This window comes from Pseudomonas endophytica (assembly GCF_001411475.1).
GTDB lineage: Bacteria > Pseudomonadota > Gammaproteobacteria > Pseudomonadales > Pseudomonadaceae > Aquipseudomonas > Aquipseudomonas endophytica.
This window is the reverse complement of record NZ_LLWH01000161.1, coordinates 33,972-43,554: the sequence shown is the minus strand read 5'-3', so window position 1 is coordinate 43,554 and position 9,583 is coordinate 33,972. Positions and strand designations below refer to the sequence as shown.

Below are 9,583 nucleotides of genomic sequence, written 5' to 3'. Positions count from 1 at the left end.
GTGGGAGAAACTTGGCCTACAACGTGCTCCTTAACGCCAAGCGCACGGCGCCTGGCGGGTTCTCAGCGACTAGTGCAAGGATTGCTCAGCCTGTTGAATGGCTGCAAATTCCTCTTCCGGTGTCCCGGCCACCAAATGGTGTCGACTGTAAAAAGCAAAGTAGGCGATTAATACGCCATAGATCACCGCCGCGCCAATCACCACGCGTGGGTCCACCAAGAAGCCTGCAACCACGGCCACGCATGCCAGCACCAAAGCGGTGCCTGAAGTGAAAATACCGCCCGGTGTGCGATACGGACGCTCCATTTTAGGGCGACGAATGCGCAAGGTGATGTGCGCGGCCATCATCAAGACATACGAGATGGTTGCGCCAAACACCGCGACCAGAATCAGCAGATCACCCTGGCCGGTCAGCGACAGGCCAAAGCCGATGATGCCGGGGATGATCAACGCCAGGACTGGCGCTTTGCTCTTATTGGTTTGTGACAGCTTGCGCGGCAAATAACCTGCACGAGACAGGGCAAAGATCTGACGCGAGTAGGCGTAGATGATCGAGAAGAAGCTGGCGATCAAGCCGGCCAAGCCCACCAGATTGACGAAGCCGCCCATCCACGTTGAGCCGCCGTAAGCTTTGCTCAGCGCTTCCACCAACGGGTTTCCTGAGGCCATTAAGTGTTGCGCGCCCGCGCCACCTGGGCCGATCACCAGAATCAGCAACGCAAACGTCACCAGTACCAGCATGGCGCCGATCAAACCGCGCGGTAGGTCGCGCTTAGGGTTTTTGGTTTCTTCGGCGGCCAGAGGCACACCTTCAACGGCGAGGAAAAACCAGATCGCATAGGGAATGGCCGCCCACACACCGACATAGCCAAAAGGCAGGAACGCGCTGGCCCCCTTGGCTTGCGTGACGGGGATGTCCAGTAGGTTAGCAACGCTGAAGTGCGGCACCATCGACACCAAAAACACGCCCAGCGCAATGGCGGCGACGGCGGTGATGATGAACATCAGCTTGAGCGCCTCACCGACCCCGAAGATGTGAATGCCGATAAAAATAATGTAGAAGGCCAGATAGATCATCCAGCCGCCGATCCCGAAAAGCGACTCACAGTAGGCCCCGATGAATACCGCGATAGCGGCAGGGGCGATGGCGTATTCGATCAGGATCGCAGTGCCGGTCAAAAACCCACCCCACGGGCCGAAAGCGCTGCGGGCAAAGCCATAACCGCCGCCAGCGGTAGGAATCATTGAAGACAGTTCGGCCAGCGAAAAGCACATGCACAGGTACATGGTGGCCATCAGCAAGGTGGCAATGAACATCCCGCCCCAGCCGCCTTGGGCTAGACCGAAGTTCCAGCCTGCATAATCGCCGGAAATCACGTACGCCACACCCAGACCTACGAGTAGGACCCAGCCAGCAGCGCCTTTTTTCAGTTCGCGTTGTTGAAAGTATTCGGAGCCGACTTTTTCAAAATCGACGGAAGTATTTGCTGCCGGAGCAGCATTGGGTTCGCTAGGCATTTCAGTCCACCTGTTCTTTATTGTTCGGAAAAATTGACAGGGAGCAAAGCAAGAGAGAGGCCAACTTCGGATATAGGAGCGAGCCTGCTCGCGATCTTTTGATCTTGAAAAAGATCGCGAGCAGGCTCGCTCTTACATCGGTATGGCTTAGAAGAAGCCCAGCGGGTTGATGTCGTAGCTCACCAACAGGTTTTTGGTCTGTTGATAGTGGTCGAGCATCATTTTGTGGGTTTCACGGCCAACACCGGACTTTTTGTAACCCCCGAACGCGGCGTGGGCTGGATACAGGTGGTAGCAGTTGGTCCACACACGACCGGCCTTGATGGCACGGCCTACGCGGTACGCGCGGTTGATGTCGCGTGTCCACAAGCCAGCGCCTAGGCCGAACTCGGTATCGTTGGCAATCGCCAGCGCTTCGGCTTCATCTTTGAAGGTGGTGATGCTGACCACCGGGCCAAAGATTTCTTCCTGGAAGACGCGCATTTTGTTGGTGCCCTTGAGCAGGGTCGGCTGGATGTAATAGCCGGTCGACAGATCACCTTCAAGCTTGGCCACTTGGCCGCCGGTCAGCAGTTCGGCGCCTTCTTTTTTGGCAATTTCAAGGTAGGAGAGGATCTTGTCGAATTGCTGCTCGGACGCCTGCGCGCCCACCATGGTGTCGGTGTCCAGCGGGTCGCCACGCTTGATCGACTCGACTTTCTTCATCACCACTTTCATGAAGTCGTCATAGATCGACTCTTGAATCAGTGCCCGCGACGGGCAGGTACATACTTCGCCTTGGTTGAAGAACGCCAGCACCAGACCTTCGGCGGCCTTTTCAATAAAGGTCGGTTCCGCTTGCATGATGTCGGCAAAGAAGATGTTTGGCGATTTGCCACCCAGTTCTACGGTCGACGGGATGATGTTCTCGGCCGCACATTTCATGATGTGCGAGCCCACTGGCGTTGAGCCGGTGAACGCGATTTTGGCGATGCGTTTGCTGGTCGCCAGCGCTTCGCCTGCTTCTTTGCCGAACCCTTGCACCACGTTCAGAACGCCCGGCGGTAGCAGGTCGCCGATTAGTTCCATCAGCACGGTGATGCTCAATGGGGTTTGCTCGGCAGGTTTGAGCACGATGCAGTTCCCGGCGGCCAGCGCGGGTGCGAGTTTCCACGCGGCCATCAGCAGCGGGAAGTTCCACGGGATGATTTGCCCGACCACACCCAGCGGCTCATGGATGTGATAGGCCACGGTATTGCCGTCAATTTCGGCTGCGCTGCCTTCTTGGGCGCGAATGCACCCGGCGTAGTAGCGGAAGTGGTCGGCGGCCAGTGGGACGTCAGCGTTCAGGGTTTCGCGCACGGCTTTACCGTTGTCCCAAGTTTCGGTCACGGCCAGCAGTTCGAGGTTTTGTTCAATGCGGTCAGCTATTTTCAGCAGCACTAACGAGCGCGCCTGAACGGAGGTGGCACCCCATGCATCGGCTGCGGCGTGGGCGGCATCCAGCGCTTTTTCAATGTCGTCGGCAGTCGAGCGAGGGAATTCGGCGATGGGCTTGCCATTCACAGGCGAGGTATTAGTGAAGTACTGGCCTTTGACCGGTGCCACGAATTCGCCGCCAATGTAGTTACCGTATTGGCTCTTGAACGTAACGATCGAGCCTTCAGTACCGGGTTGTGCGTAACGCATGGAGTGTCTCCTTGGCTTTATTGTGCTTATGGGAGGACGCGCTGTGGCGCTGCCCATAATGGGAGCAAAGGCTGGGCCAAGGTTCTGAAGCCTTTGTATTACGGGGCTTTGGAGGGGGGGAGCGGGGGGAAGTGTTGGGTGAGTGTGACAAGCTTGGTACAACCACCGTGACACTTTGTACCAAGAACGGCACAGTCAATGACCGGTGAGTCAGTTCGAGATTGCAATGAGTCGAACGCAAGAGGATGCTGGACGTTCGGTTTGAGCTGGATCTCAAAGGGTGCAGAAGCGTGTTTTTCTGCGCAGTGGGGGTCAACGTCACAGAGCGGAGAACAATAAAAATGCCCAGTACCGATCTCAATCGGCACGCCCGACAAGTCATTAATGTGACTCAGGGGCACCCTCAGGGGTGTGACCCTTCTATCGTTCGCTCTTGGCAGCGTTGCTTGGAGGATTACCACCTCGACCCCGCGCAGAACATCGCGCCTACGGTGCTTGAGCACAGTCGCATCCTTGAGGGGCGCGAGCGTTTGCAGCAGGTGTTACACATCGCTGGGTGCGAAATGAATAGCCTGCATCAACAACTTTCTGGCGCTGGGCATGCAGTGCTGTTAACCGATGCGCGGGGAATCATCCTTAACTGCATCACCGCCCCCGCTGAGCGCAAAGTATTTGAGCACGCGGGGCTGTGGTTGGGCGCTGACTGGAGCGAGGCTCGCGAAGGGACTAACGGCATCGGCACCTGTGTGATTGAACGCCAAGCGCTGAGTATTTATCAGGACGAGCATTTTCGCGGGCGCCACACTGGGCTGACCTGCTCGGCAAGCCCAGTTTTTGACCCGCAGGGCGAACTGTTGGCGGTGCTGGATGTGTCTTCGGCGCGCCATGCGGCCACGCGCCAGAGCCAGTTTCATACCATGGCGCTGGTCAATCTTTCGGCCAAAACTATCGAAAGCAGTTACTTTCTTCGCCAGTACGAACACCAATGGTTGCTGCGTTTTCATTTACAGGCGCAAGCGGTGGGTTTGTTCAGTGAAGGCATGTTGGCATTTGACGGCGAAGGGCTGATCTGTGGCGTCAATCAAAGCGGCCTGAACCTGCTCGGGCAGACGCGCAGCGGTTTACTTGGGCAGTCGATTGACAACATTTTTGATTGCGGCCTTGATGACTTGTTCGCCCGCGCCAGTACGCAGGCCAGTGCCAGTTGGCCGCTACGCACCTGTGACGGGCGACAGTTATTTGCCGCACTGCGTGGGCAGCCTCGGGCGGTCCCGGTGTGTGTCGCTCCCGCCCCCGTCCCTAAGCCGATCCGCCCGCCTATGGGTGACATCTGTATGGGGGATGAGGCGCTGCAACAAGACTTTCGCCGAGCGCTACGGGTGTTTGAGCGCGACGTCCCGTTATTGATCAACGGCGAAACCGGCTCGGGCAAAGAGGCGTTTGCCAAAGCCGTGCACCAAGCCAGTCTGCGCGCGAGCAAGCCGTTTGATGGCGGAACCTTGTTTTTGGACGAAATTGGCGACATGCCGTTAGCGCTGCAAACCCGTCTATTAAGAGTGCTGGAAGATCGAGTCGTCGTGCCGATTGGCGGGGAACCGCAGGCGGTTGACGTGCGGATTGTCAGCGCGACCCACCGCAACTTGCTGGAGCGCGTGTCGGACGGCAGTTTTCGTGAAGACTTGTACTACCGTCTTAACGGTCTAGAAGTGGGTTTGCCGGCGTTGCGCGAGCGTACCGACAAGTCGCAGCTTCTGGACTTTTTGCTGGCCCAAGAAGCGGGCGAGCAACGGCTTGCGATCAGCCCCGCAGCGCGCCAAGCGTTACTGGAGTTTCAGTGGCCGGGGAACGTGCGGCAGTTGCGTAACATGCTGCGCACCTTGGCGGCATTGTGCGAAGGCGACGTTATCGAGTTCGACGACTTGCCCGTGGCCATCCGTCAGGTTGTGACAGAACCTGCGCCGTCTTATTCCGAGAATCCGTTGGAGAACGCTGAAAAGTTGGCGTTGCTGGCAGCGCTGGACACACAGCGCTGGCACATGACCCAAACCGCAGCGCAGTTGGGTGTAAGCCGCAATACGCTGTACAGAAAGCTGCGTAAGCATGGGATAGCGCGTTAAAGGTGTGAGTTTTAAATCATCAGGTGCGAAAAACAGCCCCCTACGCTACCCTTCGCCGATGATTTACGAGGTCGACTATGCACATTCATATTCTTGGTATTTGCGGCACTTTCATGGGTTCCTTGGCGGTTTTGGCCAAAGAGTTGGGCCATCACGTTACTGGTTCTGATGCCAACGTCTATCCGCCAATGAGTACCCAGTTGCAAGCTCAAGGTATTGAGTTGACCCAGGGCTACGACTCGGCGCAATTGGATCCGGCCCCAGACGTGGTGGTCATCGGCAATGCGCTGTCGCGTGGCAACCCAGCTGTTGAATACGTACTGAATAAAGGCCTGCCTTATGTGTCGGGCCCGCAATGGCTGGCCGATCACGTGCTGCAAGGTCGCTGGGTATTGGCGGTCGCCGGGACGCACGGTAAAACCACCACCAGCAGCATGCTGGCTTGGGTGCTTGAGCACGCAGGCATGGCGCCGGGCTTTTTGATCGGCGGCGTGCCGCAAAACTTTGCGGTGTCGGCGCGGTTGGGCGATACGCCATTCTTCGTGGTTGAAGCCGACGAATACGACAGCGCGTTCTTCGACAAGCGTTCAAAGTTTGTTCACTACCGCCCACGGACTGCGATCCTCAATAACCTTGAGTTCGATCACGCCGACATCTTCCCTGATTTACCCGCGATTGAGCGTCAATTCCATCATCTCGTGCGCACCATCCCGAGTGAAGGTTTGGTGATTCACCCGACGACAGAACCTGCTTTGCAGCGGGTGATTGAGATGGGCTGCTGGACACCGGTGCAAACCACCGGCGAAGGCGGTCAGTGGCAAGCCAACCTGCTGAGCGAAGACGGCTCGCGTTTCGAGGTGCTGTTTGAGGGCGCGGTGCAAGGCACGGTCGAGTGGGACATGACCGGTCAGCACAACGTGGCGAATGCCTTGGCGACCTTGGCCGCTGCTCGCCACGTGGGCGTTGTGCCGAGCATGGCGATTGACGGGTTGAGCGCCTTTAAAAGCGTAAAACGACGGATGGAAAAAGTCGCAGAAGTTCGGGGTATTACGATCTATGACGACTTTGCTCACCATCCGACGGCGATTGCCACCACCTTGGATGGATTGCGTAAACGCATCGGCGATGCACCGCTGATTGCAGTCATCGAGCCGCGCTCCAACTCCATGAAGCTGGGCGCGCACCGCGATGGCTTGCCGGGCAGTGTGACTCAGGCCGATCACGTGGTCTGGTACGCACCGCCTAATTTGGGTTGGGACCTTGCCGCGACTGTGGGCTCCAGCAGCGTGCCGACCTTGGTTTGCGACTCGTTGGAGGCCATCATTGATGACGTAAAAGCCCAAGCTAAAGCGGGCACCCATGTGGTGATCATGAGCAACGGCGGTTTTGGTGGCTTGCATGGCAAGCTGGCGGAAGCGCTGCAATGAGTGGCCCAGAACGTATTACCTTGGGCGTGACAGGTGCCTCGGGCATGCCCTATGCGTTGCGCCTGCTTGACTGCTTGGTGCGTGAAGATCGCGAGGTGCATTTTCTGATCTCAAAGGCCGCGCAATTGGTGATGGCGACTGAAACCGACGTCAACCTGCCGCCTAAGCCACAAGCCATGCAAACCTTTCTGACCGAATACACGGGTGCTACCGCAGGGCAGATCCGCGTTTACGGTAAAGAGGACTGGATGTCCCCGGTCGCATCAGGCTCTGGGGCGCCGGCGGCGATGGTCGTGGTGCCGTGTTCGACGGGCACGCTGTCGGCCATTGCGACCGGTGCGTGTAACAACCTGATAGAGCGTGCTGCGGATGTGACGCTTAAAGAGCGTCGGCAACTGATCTTGGTGCCGCGTGAAGCGCCGTATTCCAGCATCCACTTGGAAAACATGCTCAAGCTGTCGAATATGGGCGCTGTGATACTGCCCGCATCCCCCGGCTTTTATCACCAGCCGCAGACCATTGATGATTTGGTCGACTTCATGGTGGCGCGGATTCTAAACCTGCTCAACATCCCGCAAGACATGCTCCCGCGATGGGGCGAGCATCATGTCGGAGGCGATGAGTAAGGCGCTGCTAGGCGTGTTAATGCTCTTGCAGATCGGCGGTTGCGCCAGCGTTCGTATGCTGGATGCCGCTAAGCCGGGCGCGCCGGTTGTGTATTCAGGCGCGCGTCTGGACTGGTATGCACTGCAAGGCCGTTGTTGCGCCAAAGACCGCTTTGGCACTGATGCGCCGCGTTATCCGGGGCTGGATCTTCCGGCGAGCGTATTGCTCGACACGATTTTATAGCCGTTATCGATGCTCACTGTTCTGGGCGTCGAGTTTCATGCCAGCGGGCGGGGGAGTGTGATCTGACCTCTTTTTGCGTAGGAAGCGCTTGAGATCCCACTCTTCAGGAAATCTTCGGCCCAGTAGCGGCGTATTGTCGAAAACTACTTTTAGGCCGGCTTATTCAGAGCATGCCTAATCGTTTAATTAGATCTGTATTAAGTAATGTAGGTGCTTTGAGTTGTAAGAAGTAAGTGCGATGGTTTGTAGTTTTGTGTATATGTTAAATCATATGAAAATTCATGAGATTTAGAGCGTGTCGACTAATCTGGTTTATAAGGAGCTGTGCTCATCCATTTAAGAGAGCAGTATTAAAGCCTGTCAGGATGGTGGGCGTAAACACAAGGTAGTGATGATGACTAAAATAGCGAGTGCTACACAACTTAACAGCTGGATGGAAGATAATTGCGATGCGATAAAGAAGCTCAAGTTGTACGAAATGAGTCTTCCAGGGGCGCACAATTGTGGAATGGACCAGAAGGCGGAAATGCACGATATGTGGAGAACGTGCCAGTCCGATTCATTCCGTTATCAGATGGATAATGGTATTCGGGTGTTCGATATTCGCGTCAAGTATTACTCGGGCTTGCGAACTGGGCATGGAGAAAAATATAGACATCGGCATGATCTTGATTCTGGCCGAACCCTGCACGATACCGAGGTTGCCATCAAAGAGTTTCTGGGAAAGAACCCTGGTGAGTTCTTGATACTTGATCTTCATGAGCTTGATTCAACCCCTGGCGGTATTCCCTACAAGGAATTGGCTGATTATCTCCATGGAGAGCTTAATGAAAAGCTTTTGCCTGCGGATGCTTCCTCGTTAACCGTTGAACAAATTAAAAAAACTTATCCAGGTAAAACAGTTGTTATTGCGGCGACTTCTGAACTGGCTGTAAATAACTGGGTGTGGCCAAAAATAATGCATCAGTGGATCGGTCAGTCCATTGTTAGAGCTGATGAGCTAGGGCGTTATATAGAAAGTGTTATGAAGGCACCACCCACCGGTGAACTCTGGTCCATGTCTGCTACCGGTTACGGTGAAATCGGTCCAACGTTTCTTGAGAATGAAATTGATAGTTGGTATAAGGCAAGTGGTCCCTATCAAATGAAAAGTAATATTATTAATATTGATTGGTTTGATCGTACGCAACTGGTTAAGAACTGTATAAAAACCAATGTTGAAAAAGCGCTATTGCTCCCAGCATAAATTGACAGTGAATAGACAGGGGGTGATCAGTCATTAGTCCCCCCTCCTGTCTATTGAGTTGAGCGTTTGGGGTTATTTGCCTAACTTGCGTAACTCATCCGACTCAACCACCCGCACAACCTGTTGTTCTTCTAGCGCTAAACGCCAGAGTGCACGGGCCAGTTCACAGGCTTCGATGCCGTGGTACTTGCCCGGAATCAGCCTGGACAGCGTGGCGACAATTTTTTCAGCGGGGCGTTCTTCCTGGCGCTCACCGATCAGTAGTGACGGGCGGGCGATGGTCAATTGCGGCCAACCTTGAGCGCGCAATGATTGTTCCATCTCACCTTTGACCCGGTTGTAGAACACCGAGGATTTTGGATCAGCGCCTATCGCGCTGATGACAATAAGGTGTTTTGCGCCCATTTCCAGGGCGCGTTTGGCAAAGGCCACGACCATGTCGTGATCCACTGCGCGGAATGCTTCTTCTGAGCCCGCTTGTTTGATGGTGGTGCCCAGGCAGCAGAAGGCCACCTCTACCGGGCCACTGAGTTGCGGCAAGAATACGGCCGGGTCACCCACCGGGTTTTCCAAATGCGGGTGATCCGCCAATGGTTTGCGCGAGGGGGCCAGCACGCGTTTGATGGTCGGTTCGTTAAGCAGACGGTCGAGCAAAAGCTCGCCAGTCAGGCCAGTCGCTCCTGCGAGCAGAATGTGTTGAGGCGTCAAGTACATGCGTGTTCTCCCTTGATACATTCAGCTTAGTCCTTGTTTACGGT

The 9,583-nt window shown here is 55.7% G+C and carries 8 protein-coding genes; 5 read left to right on the top strand and 3 right to left on the bottom strand.

What is annotated here, in order from left to right:
- Positions 1-69: 69 nt before the first annotated feature.
- Together eat and exaC are read right to left on the bottom strand one after the other, a co-directional pair.
- Positions 70-1,518 (bottom strand): ethanolamine permease, encoded by a 1,449-nt coding sequence (gene eat / locus AQS70_RS11090; protein WP_055102821.1) that lies wholly within the window; start codon positions 1,516-1,518, stop codon positions 70-72.
- Between the two features lie 147 nt (positions 1,519-1,665).
- Positions 1,666-3,186 carry an acetaldehyde dehydrogenase ExaC gene (gene exaC / locus AQS70_RS11085; RefSeq protein ID WP_055102820.1) on the bottom strand — a complete coding sequence of 507 codons (1,521 nt, stop codon included), beginning with the start codon at positions 3,184-3,186 and terminating at the stop codon, positions 1,666-1,668.
- A 341-nt stretch (positions 3,187-3,527) separates the two neighbouring features.
- Between exaC and AQS70_RS11080 the strand changes: the two genes are divergently transcribed.
- The 5 genes from AQS70_RS11080 (at position 3,528) to AQS70_RS11060 (ending at position 8,825) form a co-directional block, all read left to right on the top strand.
- Positions 3,528-5,303: a sigma-54-dependent Fis family transcriptional regulator gene (locus tag AQS70_RS11080; RefSeq protein ID WP_055102819.1), complete on the top strand. Its 1,776-nt coding sequence runs from the start codon at positions 3,528-3,530 to the stop codon at positions 5,301-5,303.
- 77 nt (positions 5,304-5,380) lie between these two features.
- The gene (gene mpl / locus AQS70_RS11075) at positions 5,381-6,730 is read left to right on the top strand and encodes a UDP-N-acetylmuramate:L-alanyl-gamma-D-glutamyl-meso-diaminopimelate ligase (protein ID WP_055102818.1); all 1,350 of its coding nucleotides are present in this window, start codon (positions 5,381-5,383) and stop codon (positions 6,728-6,730) included.
- Entirely contained in the window at positions 6,727-7,356 is a 630-nt protein-coding gene (gene ubiX / locus AQS70_RS11070; protein WP_055102817.1) for a flavin prenyltransferase UbiX, read from the top strand. The genes mpl and ubiX overlap by 4 nt, the downstream gene beginning before the upstream one ends.
- Complete coding sequence (locus tag AQS70_RS11065) at positions 7,349-7,579, top strand: YceK/YidQ family lipoprotein (protein ID WP_055102816.1); 231 nt, start codon at positions 7,349-7,351, stop codon at positions 7,577-7,579. The genes ubiX and AQS70_RS11065 overlap by 8 nt, the downstream gene beginning before the upstream one ends.
- A 394-nt stretch (positions 7,580-7,973) precedes the next feature.
- Complete coding sequence (locus AQS70_RS11060) at positions 7,974-8,825, top strand: phosphatidylinositol-specific phospholipase C domain-containing protein (protein ID WP_055102815.1); 852 nt, start codon at positions 7,974-7,976, stop codon at positions 8,823-8,825.
- A 72-nt stretch (positions 8,826-8,897) separates the two neighbouring features.
- Here the strand turns inward: AQS70_RS11060 and AQS70_RS11055 are convergent, their stop codons facing one another.
- Positions 8,898-9,539: an oxidoreductase gene (locus AQS70_RS11055; RefSeq protein ID WP_055102814.1), complete on the bottom strand. Its 642-nt coding sequence runs from the start codon at positions 9,537-9,539 to the stop codon at positions 8,898-8,900.
- Positions 9,540-9,583: the final 44 nt, after the last annotated feature.

Bases quoted from the DNA above. Each gene is read 5' to 3' on its own strand.
- eat (WP_055102821.1), bottom strand. From the start codon at position 1,518: ATGCCTAGCGAACCCAATGCTGCTCCGGCAGCAAATACTTCCGTCGAT.
- exaC (WP_055102820.1), bottom strand. From the start codon at position 3,186: ATGCGTTACGCACAACCCGGTACTGAAGGCTCGATCGTTACGTTCAAG.
- AQS70_RS11080 (WP_055102819.1), top strand. From the start codon at position 3,528: ATGCCCAGTACCGATCTCAATCGGCACGCCCGACAAGTCATTAATGTG.
- mpl (WP_055102818.1), top strand. From the start codon at position 5,381: ATGCACATTCATATTCTTGGTATTTGCGGCACTTTCATGGGTTCCTTG.
- ubiX (WP_055102817.1), top strand. From the start codon at position 6,727: ATGAGTGGCCCAGAACGTATTACCTTGGGCGTGACAGGTGCCTCGGGC.
- AQS70_RS11065 (WP_055102816.1), top strand. From the start codon at position 7,349: ATGAGTAAGGCGCTGCTAGGCGTGTTAATGCTCTTGCAGATCGGCGGT.
- AQS70_RS11060 (WP_055102815.1), top strand. From the start codon at position 7,974: ATGACTAAAATAGCGAGTGCTACACAACTTAACAGCTGGATGGAAGAT.
- AQS70_RS11055 (WP_055102814.1), bottom strand. From the start codon at position 9,539: ATGTACTTGACGCCTCAACACATTCTGCTCGCAGGAGCGACTGGCCTG.